Source organism: Roseateles sp., assembly GCF_039595595.1.
GTDB lineage: Bacteria > Pseudomonadota > Gammaproteobacteria > Burkholderiales > Burkholderiaceae_C > Roseateles.
On sequence record NZ_JBCNLG010000001.1, the window covers coordinates 45093 to 63445 of the forward strand.

The window sequence follows — 18353 nt, forward strand, 5'->3', positions numbered from 1 at the left end:
CACGGCGTCCATGGCCGGTTCACGCCGCGTCGACGGCTCAGGGGCGCTCCTCGCGCAGCAGACGCAGGCCGTTGAGCACCACCAGCAGGCTCGCGCCCGCGTCGGCCAGCACCGCCAGCCACAACGAGCCGATGCCCGCCAGCGTGAGCGCCGCCACGATCGCCTTCAAGCCCAGCGCCACGACGATGTTCTGCTTGAGCACGGTCGCCACCCGCTCGGACAGGCCGATCAGCTCCGGCAGCTTGCGCAAATCGTCCTGCATCAGCGCGATGTCGGCCGTCTCCAGCGCGGTCGCGCTGCCGGCGGCGCCCATGGCGATCGCGATGTCGGCCCGCGCGAGCGCCGGCGCGTCGTTGACGCCATCGCCGATCATCGCGACCGGCCCCTGTCCATCGGCCATCCGCGCGATCGCGTCGAGCTTGTCCTGCGGCAGCAGCGGCGCGCGCACCGCGTCCTCCGGCAGGCCGAGCCGGCCCGCCATCGCCACCGCGCTGGCACGCTGGTCGCCGCTGAGCATCGTCAGCGCCAGGCCGCGAGCGCGCAGCGTGCGCAGCACCTCGGCGGCCTCGGGCCGTGGCGTGTCCGACAGCGCCAGCAGCGCCAGCGTCTGCGGGCCGCGCATCAGCCAGACCAGCGTGTGGCCCTGCGCCTGCAGCGAGCGGGCCGCCGATCGCGCCTCGTCGTCGACGGCGCCGCGCTGCTCGGCCAGCCGCTCGTTGCCGAGGGCAAAGTCCTGACCTTCCAGCTGCGCGGTCAGGCCCAGGCCGGGCAGGTTGCGCAGATGCTCGACCGGCTCCAGCGCCGTGCCCAGCCGCTGCGCATGGGCCGCGACAATGGCCTGCGCCAGCGGATGCGCGCTGCCGGCGTCGAGCCGCGCGGCGAGATGCAGCGCCTGGTCGACGCTCACCGACGGGTACAGCGGCTGCACCGCCGCCAGCTGCGGCCGGCCTTCGGTCAGCGTGCCGGTCTTGTCGAAGGCCAGGGTCTTGAGCTGGCGGGCGCGCTCGAGATAGAGGCCGCCCTTGATCAGGATGCCGCGGCGCGCCGCCGCGGCCAGCCCGCTGACCACGGTCACCGGCGTCGAGATGACCAGCGCGCAGGGGCAGGCGATCACCAGCAGCACCAGGCCCTTGTAGATCCAGTCGCTCCACGCGCCCAGGCCCAGCAGCGGCGGCAGCACCGCCAGCGCCACGGCCGCCAGCACCACGGCCGGCGTGTAGACGCGGGCGAAGCGATCGATGAAGGCCTGAGTCGGCGCGCGCTGCGACTGCGCCTGCTGCACCGCCGCCGCCATGCGGTCCAGCAGCGTGTGGCCCTTGGCGGCGGTGACCGCCATCTCCAGCAACCCGTCGCCGTTGATGCTGCCGGCGAGCAGCGCGTCGCCGGGCGCCTTGTCGACGGGCATCGCCTCGCCGGTCAGCGCGGCCTCGTTCAGGCTGGAGCGGCCGGTCAGCACGCGGCCGTCGAGCGGCACCCGCTCGCCCGGCGGAACGCGCACGCGCGCGCCGATCGCGACCTGCGCGGCGGGGACGGCGCTCCAGCGGCCATCGGCACCCTGCACCGACGCCGTCTCCGGCGCCAGCTGCGTCAGCGCGCGGATCGCGTCGCGGGCGCGGGCCAGGCTCAGGCTCTCCATCATTTCGGACAGGCCGAACAGCCACACCACCATCGCCGCCTCGGGCCACTGGCCCAGCACGATCGCGCCGATCACCGCCAGGCTCATCAGCAGATGGATGTTGAGCGTCAAGCGCTTGAGCGCGATCCAGCCTTTGCGCAGCGTCGGCAGCCCGCCCAGCAGCATGGTCGCCAGTGCCAGGGCGATCACCAGCGGGCCGGACTCGTCGAAGCCGGAGAAGGCCAGCGTCTCGGCCGCGATCGCGGCGACGCCGGCCACGGCCATGCGCCAGCGCAGGCTGGCCGGGACCGCGGGGGGTGGGGCGGGGGGCGGGGCCTCGGCCGCGACGGGCTCTGCGGTCATCCCCACCGACTGGATCGCGGCGCGCAGCGGCGCGTCATCGGCGAGGCGGTGATGGACGTCGAGCAGACGGTTGATCAGGTCGAACTCCAGCGCCACGACGCCGCGCTGGCTCCCGAGTTGGCGGCGCAGCAGCCCTTCCTCGGTCGGGCAATCCATGCCCGCGATGAAGTAGCGCTGGCGCGTCGTGCCGGCGAGTTCCTCGGCGGACACCTTCGGCGCCGGCGCGGACGGGGCCGCGCTGTGGCTGCCGCAACAGGCGCCTTCCGCATGGGCGTGGCCATGGGCATGCGCGTGGGGGCCGGCATGGGCATCCGCCTCGCGGTGATCGTGACCGTGACCGTGGACGTGGTCGTGGGCGTGGGCGTGTTCCTGATGTGCCATGGGGGTGGATTGGAATGTCTGTAGCCGCTCCAAGGTCAAGCGGCTATGCTGGCCTCATGCGTATCGGCGAATTGAGCAAGTCCACCGGCGTGGACATCGAGACCATCCGCTTCTACGAGAAGAGCGGCCTGCTGCCCCCGCCCGCCCGCAGCGGGAACGGCTATCGCGACTACGCCCACGAGCACCTGGAGCGGCTGGCCTTCATCCGGCATTGCCGGGCGCTGGACATGTCGCTGGCCGATGTGGCGCTGCTGCTGGACAGTGTCGAGAGCCGTGATCCGGCGGCGCTGGCGAAGGTGGACGGGCTGGTGGCGTCGCAGCTCGGCAAGGTCCGCGCCCGGCTCAAGAGCATGCAGGCGCTGGAGGCGCAGCTGGTGGCGCTGCAGAAGCGCTGCGACGCGGACCACGACCACCATGCCTGCGGCATCCTTGAAGAGCTGGTGTCCGCGGCGCATGGCGAGGCCTGCGCCTGTCATCCGGATTCCAGCGGCTGAACCGGCCTCAGCGCGGCATCGTCCGCGCGAACTCCTCGAGGCGGCGGCGCAGTTCGTCCCGCAGTTGCCGCAGCGCTGGCGACAGTTGGGCGCGCCCCGGCACCACCAGGTGCAGCGGCGACGGGTCGCCGCGCCAATGCGGATTCACGTGAACCAGCTGGCCGCTCGCCAACTCCTGGGCCACGTCCGGCCAGGACTTGAACGCGATGCCCAGCCCCGCCAGCGCCCAGCGCTTGACGACCTCGCCATCATCCGCGACGCGGCGTCCCTGCAACCGCAGCGCCACGGACGCTCCGGCGATCTCGACCGGCCAGTGGGCGGGCACCTCGCCGTCCAGCAGGTAGCGCAGCGCCTCGTGGCGCGCCATGTCGTCCGGCGAGGCCGGCATGCCGTGCAGGGCCAGGTAATGCGGCGCGGCGACCAGCACGCGCCGGCAGTCCGCGAGCAAGGGCAGCGCGACCTGCGAGCCGCCCGCCGGCTGGCCGTAGCGGATCGCGGCATCGACGGGACGGCGCAGCAGGTCGGTCAGCGGATCGCCCAACTGCAGCCGTAGCGTCAGCGCCGGATGCCGTTCCTGGAACTGCTCCAGCCAGGGCAGCAGCACATGGCGCCCGAGGTCCGACGGCACCGTCAGGTGCAGCTCGCCGCTGAGCGCCTCGCGGCCGGCGAGCGCCTCGTCGCGGCCTTCGGTGAGCGCGCGCAGCGCGGCGCGCGCGTGCGGCAGGTAGCGCTGGCCCTCGCCCGACAGCCGCAGGCTCCGCGTGCTGCGCACGAACAGGGCGAACCCCAGTTGCTCCTCCAGGCGCTTGAGCGCCGCGCTCGCCGCGGCAGGCGACCAGTCCAGCGCCTTGGCGGCCGCCGTCAGATTGCCGAGATCGGCGATGCGCACCAGCAATTCAAGGTCGGCGATCCGGGTCATCGTTCGATTTTCTTTGAAAAAGCTTCCGCCGCGAGGCGGTTCAACCCCGAGACCTTGGCCTTCAGACTTCGATCCATCAAACAGCCTGGAACACAGCCATGGATCTCATCCCCTCTTCCTTCACGGCCGAAACCGTCAGCGCCGTCATCGGCGGCACCTCCGGCATCGGGCGCGCCGTCGCCCAGGCGCTGCAGGCGCGCCCAGGCCGCGTGATCACGGCCAGTCTGGCCACCGGACTCGATGTGTCCGACCCGGCGGCGGTGGCCGCGTTCTTCGAATCGATCGGGCCGGTGGATCACGTCGTCTTCACCGCCGGCTCGCAGGCGCCCGGCGGTCCGGTCGCGGCGCTCGACCTGGACGCCGCCAAGGCCGCGTTCGACGTCAAGTTCTGGGGCGCGATCGCCGTGGCGCAGGCTGCGGCACGCCAGCTGCGCCCGGGCGGCACGCTGACGCTGACCTCCGGCTTCCTGTCCCGCCGCACCGTCCCGGGCGCCTTCGTGAAGACAGCGATGAACGCGGCCCTGGAGGCCTCCGCCAAGCTGCTGGCGCGCGAACTGGCGCCGCTGCGCGTCAACGTCGTCAGCCCCGGCCTGACCGACACCGAGGCCTATGCCGGCATGGCCCCCGACGCCCGCGGCGCCATGCTCGCCAAGGCCGCCGCGACGCTGCCGGCCGGGCGCGTGGGCCATCCGCGGGAACTGGCCGCCGGCTATCTGTTCCTCATCGACAACCCGTTCATCACCGGCGCCGTCATCGACATCGACGGCGGCTCGCTCATCCAGTGATGTCCGCCAAGCCCTGGCCTTCCCCGGGTTCCCCTTCCTCCGCGAGGTTTCCATGACCGCTCTGTTCTCTCCGATCACCCTCGGCGCGCTGACCCTGCCCCACCGCATCGCGATGGCCCCGATGACCCGCGCCCGCAGCACCCAGCCGGGCAACGTGCCCAACGCGCTGATGGCCGATTACTACGCGCAGCGCGCCAGCGCCGCGGTGATCGTCAGCGAGGCCACGCAGATCTCGCCGCAAGGCCAGGGCTACAGCTTCACCCCCGGCATCCACAGCGAGGCGCAGGTCGCCGGCTGGCAGCTGGTCACGCGCGCCGTGCATCGCGCCGGCGGCCGCATCGTGCTGCAGCTCTGGCATGTGGGCCGCATGTCGCATCCGGTCTTCCATGGCGGCCAGGCGCCGGTCGCGCCGTCCGCCCTGGCGCCCGAGGCGCAGGTCTGGATCGCCGACGAGCAGGGCACCGGCCGCATGGTCGACTGCCCGGTCCCCCGGGCCCTGACGCTGGAGGAGATCCCCGGCGTCGTGGCTGATTTCCGCCGCGCCGCCGCCAATGCAATGCGCGCCGGCTTCGACGGCGTCGAGATCCACGCGGCCAACGGCTACCTGATCGACCAGTTCCTGCGCACCACCTCCAACCAGCGCGGCGACGCCTACGGCGGCTCGCGCGAGAACCGGCTGCGCTTCCTGCTCGACGTGGTGGACGCCATCACCGCCGAGATCGGCCCCGACCGCATCGGCGTACGGCTGGCGCCCTACATCACCGCGCGCAACATGGCCTGTCCGGACATCATCCCGACCATCCTCGAAGGGGCCCGCGCGCTCTCGCTGCGAGGGATCGCCTACCTCCATCTGGCGGAGGCGGACTGGGACGACGCCCCCCGCATTCCGGAGGACTTCCGCCGCGCGCTGCGCGCCGCCTTCCAGGGCCGGATCGTCGTCGCCGGCCGTTACGACAGCGCGCGGGCCGAGGCGCTGCTGGCTTCCGGCCTGGTCGACGTGATCGCGTTCGGCCGCCCGTTCATCGCCAATCCCGACCTGCCGGTCCGGCTGGAGCGCGGGCTGCCGCTCGCGGCCTTCGACAGCGGCACCCTCTTCGGCGGCAACGCCAAGGGCTACAGCGACTACCCAGCCGCGGCCGCCGCCTGAGGCTCCCTTCCCGGCCGTGACGGAGTTGGCGCTTTCCCTCGCCCCTCGGGGTGAGGGAAGGCCGGCACGGTTCAGAACGATCGTCTGGCGGACGATGTAGAGTCCGAGCCGCCCGCGTTACATATTTCCGACATGTCCTGGCGCGGCCGGCTCTCCCTCCGCTCATCGCGCCTGTCATGCGTGTCTGTTCACTGTCATCGGTCAAGAACCGGATCGTCCTGGGCCAGCCGCTCGCCTTCAGCGTGCGGGACGCCGACCGGACGCTGCTGCTCGCGCGCGGACAGGTGATCGCCGATGGCGCCCAGCTCGACGCGCTGATGCGCCGCGGAGCGATCGTCGAGGTCCACGAGCTGACCGAAGCGATGCGCCCCGGGCGCCCGAGCTCCGCCACCTCTCTGCGCGACCGCCTGCCCGAGGAATGGGACCGCGGCCTGGCGGACGTGCGCAACGCGCTGTCCGCCGCTCCCGAGCGGCTCGCGGAGGCGCTCGACGGCGCGACGGCGCTGCTCATGTCGCTGATCGACTGCTCGCCGGAGATGGCACTCGCACAGGTGGTCCGACAGCCTGAATCAGGCAGCGGGCACTATGGCGTGACCCATTCCTTGCATGCGGCCACCGCGTGCCAGGCCGCGGCGCGTTATCTGGGCTGGGGGCCGGACGATCAGCGCCGGGCCTTCCAGGCGGCGCTGACGATGAACCTGGGGATGCTGGACCTGCAGGCGCGGCTCTCGAGCCAGGTCTCGCCGCTGACCTCGATGCAGCGCGAGGCCATCCACGAGCACCCGATCCGCAGCGTCGAGATGCTCAGCGCCGCCGGCATCGACGACCACGACTGGCTCGAGGCCGTGCTGCAGCACCACGAGACGCCCGATGGCCGCGGCTATCCGCACGGCATCAGCGACATCGGCGAGTTGGCCGAGATGCTGCGCTACGCCGACGTCTACACCGCGCGCCTGAGCAGCCGCGCCAACCGGCCGGCGATGAGCGCCGCGCAGGCCGGCCGCGAGTTGCATCAGATGGCGGCGCAGAGCCCGCTGGCGGCGGCGCTGATCAAGGCCTTCGGCATCTTCCCGCCGGGCAGCGTGGTGCGGCTGGCCAGCGGCGAGATCGGGCTGGTGGTGAAGAACGGCGACAAGGCGCACCGGCCGATGGTGTCGGCCTTGACCAATGCCAACGGCGAGCCGCGTCAGTCGCCGGTGCTGCGCGACAGCAGCCGCGACGACCACGCCATCGTCGCGCTGCTGCCGCCCCATGCCTCGCCGATCCGCCTCTCGGACGAGCGCATCGCGATGCTGATCGCCGGGGCCTAGCGCGGCCGCCCGGACCGGTCCGCAAACCCTTGCTGATCGTCCACTCCAATCCATCACAGCTGCGGAGCACCACCTCTTTTCGAGTGGGCCACCGGTCCTCCCCTCACGCGCAGACTCCGCCCCTTTCCATCACGGGGATGCAAGTGGGACGTGAGGTTGAACTGAAATCGGGGCGCTGGCGCGCGGTGGTCTCGCCGGACCGCGGCGGCCGGCTGAAGTGGCTGGGCGAGATGACGCCCACGGGCAAGGCCTCGTGGCTGCGGCCGCTGATCAACGAACGGGGCGTGCCGGTGGGCGGCGGTGGCGTGCGGCTGGCGCCGCCGTCCGTGGTGGAGGAGTCGCTGGCGCGTTTCGTCCCCGATCCGGGTTCCTTCGAGGAGCCCTGGCAAGTGACGCTGCAGACCTCGGACCGGATCACGATGATGTTGCACCCGCGCGGTCCGTCGCCGGGCTCGTGGGGCTATCAGGCGAGCCAGAGCCTGCGGCTGGACGAGCATCGCCTCGAGTGGGAGCTGTCGGTGTGCAATCTGAGCCGCATGCCGATGCTGGCGCGGCTGGGGTGGCTGCTGCAGTTTCCGGACGACTTCGCCGAGGCCGCCTGGCTGGACGACACGCTGGACGCGCTGCGCGAGCCGGACCGCGGCCATGAGGAGCGGCGCGATCCCTGGTGCGGGCTGGCGACGATCAGCGGCGCGGGCGGCCGCCTGGTGCTGCTGCGCGGAGCGCCGCCGCTCGACACGCTGCTCCATGAACGCCACGCCAGCCGCGCGGTGGTGCAGCTGCGGCTGATGACCGCCGATTCACCGCGCGCGACGCCGCTGCCGCGCGGCGAGGAGCTGACGCTGCGCTTGAGCATCGACCTGCTCGAGCCCCGCGATCCGCCGCTGCCGGTGGTGCGTCCGGACAAGCCGTCGGGACCGCTGATCCTCTGAGGGCGCGCTCGATGACGGGGGCGTGGACCAGGGCGGCCCGCGGACTGGCGCGCGAGGGGCGGCTCCTATACTGCCGCCCGCCGCGCTGCTGACGCGGCCTGCCGCCCATGCCGACCCTGCCGTCCCTCGCCGCCTTGCGGCCCTATCTGCGCGACGCCCTGCGCGACGATCTCGTCGCCGCCGTGGTGGTCAGCGTGCTCCTGATCCCCCAGAGCCTGGCCTACGCGATGCTCGCGGGCCTGCCGCCGCAGGTCGGCCTCTACGCCAGCCTGCTGCCGCCGCTGCTGTACGCGGCGCTGGGGTCCAGCCCCTTCCTGAACATCGGGCCGGTCGCGGTGCTGGCGCTGATGATCATGCAGACGCTGCAACTCGCGCCGGCCGGCGTCAGTCCGAGCGAAGCGGCGCTGGTGCTGGCGGCGGAGGTGGGGTTGTTCCTCGGCGCCGCGGCGCTGCTGCGCCTGCATGCGCTGGCGGCACTGCTGTCGGTGCCGGTGCTGCACGGCTTCGAATCGGGCGCGACCATCGCGATCGCCGCGAGCCAGCTCCCCGTGCTGATCGGCTCCACGGCGACCGGCGGCACCTTGCCCGAGCTGTGGCACTCGCTGGTGACGCATGACTTCGACTGGCGCGGCATCGCGGCGCTGTTCGGCGTGGTGGCGCTGCTGGCGCTGGTCGCGGTGCGGCGGCTGCCCAAAGGCCTGGTGTCTCGCATTGCGCCGCTGGCGGTGCTGCTGGGCGGCATCGCCGTCGCGTGGGCCTGGGATCCGCAAGGGCTGCCGCGCGTGGGCGAACTGCCGCCGCTGGCCCTGGTCTTCACGCTGCCGCGGCTCGATCCCGAGTTGTGGATGGCGATGCTGCCAGGCGCCGCGTTGATCGGGCTGCTCGGCTATGTGTCGAGCCTGGCGGTGGCGGAGTCGCTGGCACGGCGCGTCGGGCAGCGCGTGGATGCGCGACGGGAGCTGATGGGGCTGGCGGCGGCCAACCTGGCCGCGGCGATTTCCGGCGGCATGCCGGCCGCGGCCAGCTTCTCGCGCAGCGTGCTGATGAGCGACGCGGGCAGCCGCACGCGCATGACCGGCGTGTTCGTCGCCGGGATGATGGGCGTGACGCTGCTGACGATGGCGCCGCTGCTGGCCTGGGTGCCCAAGCCGGTGCTCGCGGCCAGCATCATGGTGGCGGTGCTGTCGGGACTGAAATTCGGTCCCTATGCCGATGCCTGGCGCTATGCGCGCGCCGAGGCGCTGTTGATGGCGGCAGTGACGCTGCTGGTGATCTTCGTCGGCATCACGGCGGCGCTGGGACTGGGCGTCGCGGGGGCGATCGCGCTGCTGCTGCAGCGCAGCGCGCGGCCGCATGTGGCGCTGATCGGGCGCATTCCAGGGACCGAGCATTACCGCAACGTCGAGCGCTATCAGGTGGAACTGGATCCGCTGGTGCTGGGGCTGCGCATCGACGAGAGCCTGCTGTTCCTCAACGGGCGGAGCCTGGCGGACGTGGTGCAGGCCCACCTGGATACCCATCCGACGACGCGCCGCGTGCTGCTGCTCATGTCACCGGTGAACAGCATCGACTTCAGCGGGCTGAGCGCGTTGAAGGAGCTCCACGAGACGCTGGAGCGGCAGGGACGCCGACTGGACCTCAGCGAGGTCAAGGGACCAGTGCTGGATCGGCTCAAGGCCAGCGGGTGGGAGTCGTGGTTCCACGGGCGGCTGTACCTGTCCCACCACCTGGGGATGCAGGACCACGCCTGAGCGTCGATTGTTCCGATCTTTTCAACGGTCTGTTGCGATGGAATGGATTTAAGGGTCAACCCTTATGCGCCATAGTTCATCCCATCGACACACCGATACCGCTTCCGGGAATCTCCTCCAGAAATACGGATCGACGGGTCGAATATTCAACCCGCGCCCCTTCGCTGATCGCCCTGGGACCGAAACCGAAAGGAATGATCATGAGCAAGAACATCGTCGCTTCCGTCCTGTTTGCTTCCGCCGCCCTGCTGGCCGGCAACGCGATGGCCAATGACAACCCGCATGAGCAACCGGTCAATACCCCGAGCGCCGTGAGCCGCGCCGAAGTGCTGGCCGATCTGCAGATCTATCGCGAATCGGGCCTGGCCGCCGTCGAGCAATCGGAGACCTACGGCTACGACAGCGCCCGCCGCGACGCCGCCAAGGCCCGCTATGCCGAGCTGCGCAGCTCGCCCTACTACGCGACCCTGGTCAAGCGCTTCGGCGGCAGCGCCCCCGCCACCGCCGTGGCGGGCCGCTGATCCGGCATCACCGGTTTTCACCGCTTCCCTCCTGAAACCCTGAAAGAACTCGAACAACAGCGCCAGATGTCCTGAGAGAGCATTTGCAAGGTCAGGGGCTCCGGCCCCGGTCGGTGGCGGTTCTCCGCACTCCCCCTCCTCCTGTCCGTCACCGGCCGCCTATATCCCCTCGGATGAGTTAACGCTCGCCGAGGGGTTTTCTTTTTTCGGCAGGCATATCAACAGGCGGGCCGCTCCCGATATTCGTCGCGGGTCCGCTTCATATTCATCCGATATTCGCCCGGCGTGCCCCTTGGCAGTGCAAAAGCGCTGAATCCTGGCCGCGGCGCGCACGGCCGTGCGGAATCCATGAGAATCGCCCGTCGGCCCGCAGCAGTGACCCGCGGTGAGCTTCCCCCTTTCGGGCCGCCGGATCGAGGACATTGGATGGACCGGATCGTGCAAATGCGGGCCTTCGCCCGGGTGGTGGAAACCGGCAGCTTCACCAAGGCGGCCGACTCGATGGACCTGCCCAAGGCCAGCCTGACACGGCTGGTGCAGGCGCTGGAGGCCCGCCTGCGCGTGCAGCTGCTGACGCGCACCACCCGCAAGGTGACCGTCACGCAGGACGGCGCGGCCTATTACGAGCGCACCGTGGCCCTGCTCAACGAGCTCGAGGCCATCGACCAGGGGATGCTCCACGACCAGAGCAAGCCGCGCGGCCGCCTGCGCGTCGACGTCACGACGCTGACCGGCTCGCGGGTGCTGATCCCGGCGCTGGGCGACTTCCACGCGCGCTATCCCGACATCCAGATCGCGCTCGGCGTCAGCGACCGCGCCATCGACCTGCTGGTCGACAACGTCGACTTCGTGCTGCGCGTCGGCCCGGTGCAGGACGCCGGCCTGGTCGCCCGGCGCGTCGGCCAGATCCAGTTCTGCACCTGCGCCTCGCCCGCCTACCTGGCGGCGCATGGCACGCCGCAGGCGCCCGGCGACCTCGATCGCGAGCCGCATCAGGCGGTGGGCTACTTCTCGTCGCGCACGGGCCGCGTGTTCCCGTTCGTGTTCCATCGCGGCGGCGAGCGCCTGGAGATCGAAGGGCGCCGGCGGCTCGACGTCAACGACAGCAATGCCTATGTCGCCGCGGGCCTGGCGGGGCTGGGGGTCGTGCAATTGGCGAAGTACGCGGTGAAGGAGCAGCTCGACCGCGGTGAACTGGTGCCGCTGTTTCCCGAGTGGCACCACAACGCCGTGCCGGTCTACCTGGTCTATTCGCCCAACCGCTTCGTGTCGGCGCGCATGCGCGTGTTCATCGAGTGGGTCGTGGAGACGCTGGCCAAGAAGGGGCTCGGGCCGGACTGAGCGCGACCCGGCCCAGCGGCCGCGTCAGACCGGGCCCGGCGGCGCCCCGCCGCCCGTACGGCCCACCAGCCAGACCACGGCCAGCACGAGCACCAGCACCCAGGCGACGACGATCGCCACCCCCACCTTGAGGTTGCGCGGCAAGCGGCCGCGCTGCTCGGCGGCTCGCAGCCGCGCGCGCGCCAGCACCGGCGGCGGCATCAGCTTCAGCACCAGCCAGAAGCCCAGCGGCACCAGGATGATGTCGTCCAGCAGGCCCAGCACGGGGATGAAGTCCGGGATCAGGTCGATGGGGCTGAGCGCGTAGGCCGCGACCGCGATGGCGACGCAGCGCGCCAGCCAGGGCGCCTCGGGGTCGCGCGCCGCGAAGTAGACGGTCAGCAGCTCGCCCTTGAGCAGGGCGGCCCAGCGCTTGAGGGATCCGCGTTTCATCCGCGCATCATGCGCCAGGCGCCATGACGCGGCTCAATCGGCCCAGACGACTTTCCGGCGCTGCGCGATCCAGTTTTCCAGCTTCGGACCGTAGACCTCATCGACGCGGTTGCGCCGGACCTTGAAGGTCGGCGTGATCAGGCCGTTGTCGACGGTCCAGGGCGAGGCGGTGACGATCAGGCACTCGAGCTGCTCGTGCGGATCGAGGCGCCCATTGACCTTGGCCAGGTGCGCGGCGAGTTCCTGCTCCAGGCCGGCGCGGTCGCGCCTGGCGGCCTCGGGCGACAGCATCGCGATGCCCACCGGCTGCGCCAGGTTGGCGCCGGTCACCACGCAGGCCTCGATGGCGAGATGCGCGCCGAGCCGGTCCTCGATCGGCGCCGGCGACACGTACTTGCCCTTGCTGGTCTTGAACAGGTCCTTCACCCGGCCGGTGATGCGCACACAGCCCGCCAGCGCGCCCTTGTCGGAGATCTCCGCCTTGTCGCCGGTCTTGAGCCAGCCATCGGCGGTGAGGGTCTCGGCGGTCAGCTCCGGCTGCTTGTAGTAGCCCAGCATCAGCGCCTGGCTCTTCATCTGCAGCTCGCCGGTGATCGGGTCCAGGCGCACCTGCACGCCGTCGTAGGCGGGACCGACGCTGCCGGTCTGGTCGTGGCCCGGCACGGTGATGTGCGACAGCGCCAGGTTCTCGGTCATGCCGTAGCCCTCGTTGATCGGCAGGCCCAGCGTGCGGTACCACTTCAGCAGCGCCACCGGCATCGGCGCGGCGCCGCCGGCGGCGAACTTGCACTCGTTCAGGCCCAGCGCCTTGAGGATCTTCCTGCGCACCAGCTTGCCGATGACCGGCAGCCCCAGCAGCAGGTCCAGGCGCGGCTGCGGGAGCTTGGCCTGCACGCCCTGCTGGAACTTGGTCCACAGCCGCGGCACCGAGAAGAACACCGTCGGCCGCGCACGCTGCAGGTCGGCGGCGAAGGTGTCCAGGCTTTCGGCGAAGTAGACCGTCATGCCGGTGTGCAGCCAGCCGTGCTCGACCAGCGCGCGCTCGACCACGTGCGCCAGCGGCAGGTAGGACAGCATGCGGTCCTCCTCGGTGAGCGGGATGCGCTTCAGGCCCGAGCCGATCGCCCAGGCGAAATTGCCGAACGAGTGCATCACCCCCTTGGGGGCACCCGTCGTGCCGGAGGTGTAGATGATGGTGGCGAGCTCGTCGGCGGCGCGGGTGGGGCGGCCCTTGAGCGGTTCGGTCTCGGCGCAGATCGCGTCCCAGTGGTCGTAGGCGTCCTGCGCGTCCTCGGGCGAGACCGGATAGGAGATGCACGGCAGCCCCAGCGGCACGCCGGGCCGCATGCCTTCCCAGCCGTCGAGCTTGCCGACGAACAGCAGCCTGGACTCGCTGTGGCTGATGATCTGATGGATGGTCTCGGGGGCGAGCGTCGGATACAGCGGCACGCTGACGTAGCCGGCCATCCAGATCGCGAGGTCGCTCATCAGCCACCAGGCGCAGTTCTTCGACAGGATGGCGACGCGGGCGCCCGGTTCCCAGCCCTGCTCCAGGCCCAGCGTCTTCAGATGGGCGGCCATGCGCCGCGCCTGATCGGCGACCTGCTTCCAGGTGAAGTCCTTGACGGCGCCGCCGCCCATCGGCTGGCGCAGCGTGACCCGGTTCGGCGCATCGAGCTCCCAGGCATACAGGCGCTGCAACGCCAGGGAATCGGCCGGCAAACGGGTCATGGACATCGAAGGTCTCCTTGTTGTGATGCTGAAACGGGACGGAATCAGCGTTGGAGACTACGCCCGCTCCCCGTCAGGAACGAGCGGGTTTCTTCGATGATCGTGATCGACTTGGCACCCTAAACCAGGGTTTCCTTTCGACACGGTGGCCGCAAGGGCTCAGCCCTTGGCCGCCGCCGCGTCGAGCTCCGCCGCGACCAGCGCCTCGAGCGCCGGCAGCAGGACCTCGTCGGGCACGGCTCTGGACACCGGTGCGCCGGCCAGCGCCGCGGCGCCTTCGCGCTTGAGCTTCGCGACCCACTGACCGGCTTCCTTGCCCTGCGGCAGGCCGGCGCTCTGCAGCAGCAGGGTGCCGTCCGCCGCGAGGAGCTTGAAGTAGAAGAGGCCGTCGGACTCGCGGTACTGCTTGAACGCGGGCACCGTCGACCTGGCCTTGACCGCCGGCGCGGCCGGCGCGGCCAGCGGCTGGAAGCGGCGCAGGCCGACGGCCTCGCGGGCGCGGGCCAGCAGCGGCGCGGCGATGGCGCGGGCCTTGGCGGCGCCTTCCATCAGGATGGTCTCGATCTTCTCGGGGTTGGCCATCAGCGCGTCATAGCGCTCGCGCATCGGGCCGATCTCGGCGTCGATCAGCGCGAACAACTGGTCCTTGGCCTCGCCCCACGACAGGCCGCCGTGCAGCGCGGCGCGGAAGGCCTGGCGCTGCGCCGGCGTGGCGAACGCGTCGTAGATCTGGACCAGGTGCGAGCCCTCGGTCTCCTTGGGCTCGCCAGGCAGCCGCGAGTCGGTCACGATCTTGGAGATCGCCTCGCGCAGCGCCTTCGCGCCGCCTTCGAACAGCGGGATCACGTTGTCGTAGCTCTTGGACATCTTGCGGCCGTCCAGGCCGGGCAGCAGCTCCATCTCCTCGTCGATGCTGGCCTCGGGCAGCACGAACAGCTCGGTCTTGAAGGTGTGGTTGAAGCGCTGCGCGACGTCGCGCGCCATCTCGATGTGCTGCGCCTGATCCTTGCCGACCGGCACGCGATGGGCGTTGAACATCAGGATGTCCGCGGCCATCAGGATCGGATAGCTGTACAGGCCCATCGTGATGCCGGCGTCCGGGTCCTCGCCCGCGGCGACGTTGGCGTCCACCGAGGCCTTGTACGCATGGGCGCGGTTCATCTGGCCCTTGGAGGTGACGCAGGTCAGCAGCCAGGTCAGTTCAGGGATCTCGGGGATGTCGCTCTGGCGGTAGAAGACGACCCGGCTCGTGTCCAGGCCGGCGGCCAGCCAGGTCGCGGCGATCTGCAGGCGCGAAGCCTCGATGCGGGCCGGCTCGTCGCACTTGATCAGCGCGTGGTAGTCGGCCATGAAGAAGAAGCTCTCGGCGCCGGGCTCGCGGCTGGCCGCGATGGCGCGGCGCACCGCGCCGACATAGTTGCCGAGGTGCAGGGTGCCGGTGGTCGTGATGCCGGTCAGGACACGCAGGGTCATGGGAGCTCGTCGCCGTCGTTTCGCAAAACGGCGATTGTCCCGCAAAGGCGCCGACGTGCCGGCGTGCCCCCCGATGGCGGGGCGTGAGGTCAGGCGCGGGGGAAGCGCGGGGGAGGCGCGTCAGCCCAGCGTCGCCATGGGCTCGCCCAGGCGCACCGCGCCGCCGGGCTGCCAATGCGCGTTGAACCGCATCGGCAGGTCCTTCGGGAACAGCATCACGACGGTCGAGCCCAGCAGGAAGCGGCCCATCTCGGCGCCGCGCTCGTAGCTGAAATGCTCGTTCTCGTAATGCCAGGTGCGCGGGCGGCCCGGACGCGGCGGATTGACGACGCCATGCCAGACGGTGGCCATCGAGCCGACGATGGTCGCGCCGACCAGCACCAGCGCCCAGGGGCCATGCTCGCCCTCGAACAGGCAGACGACGCGCTCGTTGCGCGCGAACAGGCCCGGCACGCCACGCGCCGTGACCGGGTTCACCGAGAACAGGTCGCCCGGCACGTGGACCATGCGCACGAGGCGGCCGCCACAGGGCATGTGGATGCGGTGGTAGTCGCGCGGGCTGAGGTAGATCGTCGCGAAGTGGCCGTCGCGGAACTGCGCGGCCAGGTGCTGGTCACCGCCCAGCAGCGCGGCGGTCGAGTACTGGTGGCCCTTGGCCTGGAAGAGCTGGTCCGCGCGGATCGGGCCGAACTGGCTGATGGCGCCGTCGACCGGGCAGATCAGCGGCGCGTCGGCCAGCGGGCGCGCGCCGGGCTTGAGCGCGCGGGTGAAGAACTCGTTGAAGGTCGCGTAGGCGGCGGGATCGGACTCGGCGGCCTCGGCCATGTTCACGCCGTAGCGGTCGATGAATCGCTTGATCGTCCAGGTCGTGAATCCGCCGAGTTCCGCCCCCGCCAGCCGGCCGGCCAGCCGCGTCAGCGCCAGCTTGGGCATCAGGTATTGGGGCAGGACGGCAAGTCGATCGGACACGGCGGTGGGCCAGGACGGCGCAAAAAAGGGTGGCGGATTCTAGGCGGGCAAGTACGGGTCCCGTACCCGGGTTGCCCCCGGCGGGGGGAGGGCCGCCGGTACCATCGCGGCTGGCTTTCCTCCGCCTGCGCGGCATCCCCTCTTCAGTGGTCCCCCTCATGTCGTCCTCCGAGCATCAGCACAGCTCGTTCTACAAGTTCGTCCGGCTGGACGAGACCTCGGCGCTGGCGCAGCGCTTGCGGGACCTCAACGCGGCGCTGGGACACCGGGTCGGCGGCAACCTGCTGCTGGCGCCGGAAGGCATCACCGGCGCGCTGGGCGGGCCGGTCGAGGCGCTCGACGCCTACGAGGCGGCGCTGCGCGCGGAGCCGCCCTTCGCCGATCTTCATTTCAAGCGCAGCTTCTGCGTCACGCGGCCGTTCACGCTGCTCAAGGTCCATGAGAAGCCGGAGCTGGTGGCCTTCGGCCTGGACGGCGTGACGGGCCTGGCCGACGCGCGCGACACGCATGTCTCGCCGCGTGAATGGCGGGCCTTGATCCAGCGCGACGACGTCGTGGTGCTGGACAACCGCAACCATTTCGAGTTCGAACTGGGCCACTTCGAGGGCGCCATCGATCCCGGCGTGCGGCACTTCCGCGACTTCCCCGCCTACGTCGAGGCGCACGCCGAGGCCTGGCGCCGCGAGGGCAAGACCGTGGCGATGTACTGCACCGGCGGCATCCGCTGCGAAAAGATGTCCGGCTGGATGACCGAGCGTGGCCTGACGGTGCGGCAGCTCGACGGCGGCATCCTCAACTACTTCGAGCAGATGCCCGATGCCGACGCCGATTGGCGCGGCGAGTGCTTCGTCTTCGACAAGCGGATCGCGATCGACACGCGGCGACGCGAGACGGCGACCACGGCCGAGCAGGTCTACGGGGACGACCCGGCCGAGGCTTGGCGGCTCGCGCGGGCGAAGCGGCTGGACCCGGCCGGCTGAGCCGACGGCGGCCCGATCAGCCGGCTCGATCAGCACGACCGATCACCCGGACCGATCAGCCCGTGAGGTCTTCGGTCAGGCGCAGCCGGCGCGGGTTGCGCGTGTCGATGACCGCGGTGTGCGCGGCCTTGTCGTGCAGGCCCTGGCGGTTGGCGTCCCACAGGATCTGCAGGAAGCCCATGCCGCCGGTCGTCGCGCCGGCCGCGTAGCCGCCATAGCGGCGCACGCACAGCATCGGCTTGAGCGGCTTGCCGGTGAGCTCGACGATGCGCAGTCCCATCAGCCGCTTGCCCGGCGTCTGGCCGGGCCAGATCAGCGGGAAGGCCACGAAGTAGGCGAAGGCCCAGGCGAGGTTCAGGCCCACCAGCTCCCACCAATGGCGGAGTTTCTCGATCGGCGTGCGCTTGGCTTCCTCCTTGAGCTTGCGCACCTCGCTCTTGAGCGCCTTGATCTGCATGGCTTGCGCCTTGCGTTCGACGTCGCGATCGTGCTGGAGCTGTTCGAGCTTCTGCAGGTCGAAGCCGCCCGCGCTCGCGGAGGAAGCCGCGGAGGCGACGGCGGTCTTCACCAGGTCCTTGGCGTCCTCGGTCATGTCGGCATCGTCGTCGTCCTGCGTATCGCGCGTATCACGCGTATCGCGCGTGTCGCGGTCCGCCTTGTTGGGGGACGCAGCGGCCACGGCCTCGCGGCGCGCCTTCTTCGTCGGGGCGTCGACGCTCTCCATCGTGCTGGAGTACAGACCGAACGCCACCAGACACAGCGCGGGCGCCCAGCCGAGCCAGCCGGGCTCCTTGCTGACCTCGCCGCGCGAGGCGCGCAGCATCTTGTAGCGGCGCCAGGCGACCCAGCAACAGCCGGCGAGCAGCGGCGTGTTGCCGAAGTTGGAAAGCAGCGTCACCAGCGTCACGTCGACGGCCATGGCCTTGGCGCGCTGCCAGGGCGAGGCCAGCGGCAGGCCCAGCAGCGACGGGGCGACGTTGAGGTCCTCGGGCGTGATCCAGTCGCGCGGATCTTCGGCGGCCTCGCCGGTGGAGGAGCGTGAGGCCGGGGCGTGCTTCGCCAGGAGCTCGCGCACCTTGGTGAACGGCGCGGGTTCCGACGGCACGACCGATGGCGGCGGAGGGGGTGGGGGCGTGGACGGATCGACAGGCGTGCTCATGGGCCGCGATTGTGGCCAGGGCGGCATCGGCTGAGCGCCCATGACTTCCC

Annotated in this window: 17 protein-coding genes; 10 read left to right on the forward strand and 7 right to left on the reverse strand. The window is 70.9% G+C overall.

All coding sequences use genetic code 11. The annotated features are described in order from the left end of the window. Positions 1-37: 37 nt before the first annotated feature. Positions 38-2188: a cation-translocating P-type ATPase gene (locus tag ABDW61_RS00160; RefSeq protein ID WP_343634981.1), complete on the reverse strand. Its 2151-nt coding sequence runs from the start codon at positions 2186-2188 to the stop codon at positions 38-40. Positions 2189-2245: 57 nt separating this feature from the next. Between ABDW61_RS00160 and ABDW61_RS00165 the strand changes: the two genes are divergently transcribed. Both ABDW61_RS00165 and ABDW61_RS00170 read left to right on the forward strand, forming a co-directional pair. Then, positions 2246-2383 (forward strand): hypothetical protein, encoded by a 138-nt coding sequence (locus ABDW61_RS00165; protein WP_343634983.1) that lies wholly within the window; start codon positions 2246-2248, stop codon positions 2381-2383. A gap of 32 nt (positions 2384-2415) precedes the next feature. After that, positions 2416-2853: a Cd(II)/Pb(II)-responsive transcriptional regulator gene (locus tag ABDW61_RS00170; RefSeq protein ID WP_343634985.1), complete on the forward strand. Its 438-nt coding sequence runs from the start codon at positions 2416-2418 to the stop codon at positions 2851-2853. Positions 2854-2860: 7 nt separating this feature from the next. Here the strand turns inward: ABDW61_RS00170 and ABDW61_RS00175 are convergent, their stop codons facing one another. Next, a complete protein-coding gene (locus ABDW61_RS00175) occupies positions 2861-3772 on the reverse strand; it encodes a LysR family transcriptional regulator (protein WP_343634987.1) in 912 nt (303 codons plus the stop codon). Between the two features lie 98 nt (positions 3773-3870). Between ABDW61_RS00175 and ABDW61_RS00180 the strand changes: the two genes are divergently transcribed. From ABDW61_RS00180 to ABDW61_RS00210, 7 genes are all read left to right on the forward strand, one after another. Continuing rightward, positions 3871-4557 (forward strand): SDR family oxidoreductase, encoded by a 687-nt coding sequence (locus ABDW61_RS00180; protein WP_343634989.1) that lies wholly within the window; start codon positions 3871-3873, stop codon positions 4555-4557. Positions 4558-4609: 52 nt separating this feature from the next. Next, complete coding sequence (locus tag ABDW61_RS00185) at positions 4610-5704, forward strand: alkene reductase (RefSeq protein ID WP_343634991.1); 1095 nt, start codon at positions 4610-4612, stop codon at positions 5702-5704. A 176-nt stretch (positions 5705-5880) separates the two neighbouring features. Then, positions 5881-7014, forward strand: coding sequence for an HD domain-containing phosphohydrolase (locus ABDW61_RS00190; RefSeq protein WP_343634993.1), 1134 nt, complete (start codon positions 5881-5883; stop codon positions 7012-7014). Between the two features lie 137 nt (positions 7015-7151). Beyond that, positions 7152-7946, forward strand: coding sequence for a hypothetical protein (locus ABDW61_RS00195; protein WP_343634995.1), 795 nt, complete (start codon positions 7152-7154; stop codon positions 7944-7946). A gap of 107 nt (positions 7947-8053) precedes the next feature. Beyond that, positions 8054-9697, forward strand: a complete 1644-nt coding sequence (locus ABDW61_RS00200; protein WP_343634997.1) for a SulP family inorganic anion transporter — start codon at positions 8054-8056, stop codon at positions 9695-9697. Positions 9698-9897: 200 nt separating this feature from the next. Beyond that, the gene (locus ABDW61_RS00205; RefSeq protein WP_343634999.1) at positions 9898-10218 is read left to right on the forward strand and encodes a DUF4148 domain-containing protein; all 321 of its coding nucleotides are present in this window, start codon (positions 9898-9900) and stop codon (positions 10216-10218) included. A 444-nt stretch (positions 10219-10662) separates the two neighbouring features. Beyond that, on the forward strand, positions 10663-11559 hold the full coding sequence (locus ABDW61_RS00210) for a LysR family transcriptional regulator (protein ID WP_343635001.1): 897 nt from the start codon (positions 10663-10665) through the stop codon (positions 11557-11559). Between the two features lie 24 nt (positions 11560-11583). Here ABDW61_RS00210 and ABDW61_RS00215 read toward each other — a convergent pair whose 3' ends face one another. The 4 genes from ABDW61_RS00215 to asd all read right to left on the reverse strand — a co-directional run bounded on the left by ABDW61_RS00215 (position 11584) and on the right by asd (position 16164). Continuing rightward, positions 11584-11991: a YkvA family protein gene (locus ABDW61_RS00215; protein ID WP_343635003.1), complete on the reverse strand. Its 408-nt coding sequence runs from the start codon at positions 11989-11991 to the stop codon at positions 11584-11586. A 33-nt stretch (positions 11992-12024) separates the two neighbouring features. Next, a complete protein-coding gene (locus tag ABDW61_RS00220; protein ID WP_343635005.1) occupies positions 12025-13728 on the reverse strand; it encodes an AMP-binding protein in 1704 nt (567 codons plus the stop codon). Between the two features lie 153 nt (positions 13729-13881). Beyond that, positions 13882-15195: a tryptophan--tRNA ligase gene (locus tag ABDW61_RS00225; protein WP_343635007.1), complete on the reverse strand. Its 1314-nt coding sequence runs from the start codon at positions 15193-15195 to the stop codon at positions 13882-13884. Positions 15196-15315: 120 nt separating this feature from the next. Then, positions 15316-16164 carry an archaetidylserine decarboxylase gene (asd, locus tag ABDW61_RS00230; protein WP_343635009.1) on the reverse strand — a complete coding sequence of 283 codons (849 nt, stop codon included), beginning with the start codon at positions 16162-16164 and terminating at the stop codon, positions 15316-15318. Between the two features lie 158 nt (positions 16165-16322). Here asd and ABDW61_RS00235 point away from each other — a divergent pair, with 158 nt between their 5' ends. Further along, positions 16323-17144 carry a rhodanese-like domain-containing protein gene (locus tag ABDW61_RS00235; RefSeq protein ID WP_343635012.1) on the forward strand — a complete coding sequence of 274 codons (822 nt, stop codon included), beginning with the start codon at positions 16323-16325 and terminating at the stop codon, positions 17142-17144. Between the two features lie 55 nt (positions 17145-17199). Here the strand turns inward: ABDW61_RS00235 and ABDW61_RS00240 are convergent, their stop codons facing one another. Next, the gene (locus ABDW61_RS00240) at positions 17200-18303 is read right to left on the reverse strand and encodes an RDD family protein (RefSeq protein WP_343635014.1); all 1104 of its coding nucleotides are present in this window, start codon (positions 18301-18303) and stop codon (positions 17200-17202) included. Between the last annotated feature and the right edge of the window lie 50 nt (positions 18304-18353).